At 50.8% G+C, this 1,239-nt stretch carries 2 protein-coding genes; both read left to right on the top strand.

The genetic code is table 11. The features are described from left to right. Positions 1-922, top strand: a 922-nt coding sequence (locus R7P72_RS24925) for a sulfite oxidase (protein WP_318110948.1), incomplete at its 5' end; no start/stop codon positions are given. Between the two features lie 43 nt (positions 923-965). Further along, positions 966-1,239: c-type cytochrome (locus tag R7P72_RS24920; protein WP_318110947.1), on the top strand; the 274-nt coding region annotated here is incomplete at its 3' end.

Raw genomic sequence — 1,239 nt, 5'->3', positions numbered from 1 at the left:
GTTGACCATTGATGGATTGGTCGACAAACCAATGTCGCTGTCGATTGCCGATCTCAAAAAGAACTTCGATGTCGTAGAGCAACAACTGGTCGTTGAATGTGGCGGTAACGGCCGTGCTTTCTTTGATCCCAAAGCATCCGGTAATCAATGGACTTACGGCGCTGTGGCTTGCTCCAGTTGGACAGGCGTTCGCTTGGCCGACGTGCTCAAAGCCGCAGGCGTAAAAGACGGAGCCATTTACACCGCGCACTATGGTGCCGACAAGCATCTTTCAGGCAAAGAAGGCAAGTTGCCAATTTCTCGTGGCGTCCCCATTGCTAAAGCCATGGGCAGTGAAAATCTCATCGCCTTTGCCCAAAACGGCGAAGCACTTCACCCGATGAATGGTGCGCCATTGCGTTTAGTGGTTCCAGGTTGGCCAGGTTCTTGTTCGCAAAAATGGCTCACTCGCATTCAAATTCGCGATCAAATACACGATGGACCAAAGATGACAGGCACTTCCTATAGAGTCCCTAACCGACCTGTCGCCCCGGGAGAAAACGTGGCGAAAGAGGATTTCGAGATCATAGAGCGCATGCCAGTAAAATCACTCATCACATCTCCGCAAACCAACACAGAAGTCAATGGCAATGAAATCGCCATTCGCGGACATGCTTGGTCTGGCGACCGAAAAGTGATCAAAGTGCAGATTTCGATTGATTTTGGCGCAACATGGATGGATGCCGACCTCGCAGCTCCTGCTAACGACGGTGCTTGGCAAACGTTCAATGCTAAGGTGAGGTTCCCTCAAGCGGGTTACTACGAAGTGTGGGCGAAAGCGACTGACGATCAAGGCGTCAGCCAGCCTTTTGCCATCGCATGGAATCCGAAAGGTTACCTCAACAACACTTTCCACCGCATTGCATTGATTGTACGAAGCTAAAGAGTCTGTAGCAGAATGGTGAGAACTTAGGGGACATAACACGGTGAGAACAAAACAACCATCAGAGCGGGTACTCCCGCTCGCTTTCACCCTTTTGGCTTTGTTGAGTGACCCTGTACTTGCGAATAACGACGAGTTGATTGCAGCAGGCGAGCAGCAAGCCATGGTTTGTAAAGCCTGCCATCAATTTGAGCCGAATGGCGTAACGGTGGTTGGCCCGCCCTTATGGGGGCTAGCAGAACGCAATATCGCCAGTTTTGAGGGCTTCAATTACAGCGACGGAATTAGACAACATCAAGGAAAGTGGGACGCTGAAA

The sequence above is a fragment of the Vibrio sp. Vb0888 genome, from assembly GCF_033338835.1.
GTDB classification, from domain to species: Bacteria; Pseudomonadota; Gammaproteobacteria; order Enterobacterales; family Vibrionaceae; genus Vibrio; species Vibrio alginolyticus.
The sequence above is the reverse complement of the archived record's forward strand: the minus strand, read 5'-3'. Positions and strand labels throughout refer to the sequence as shown.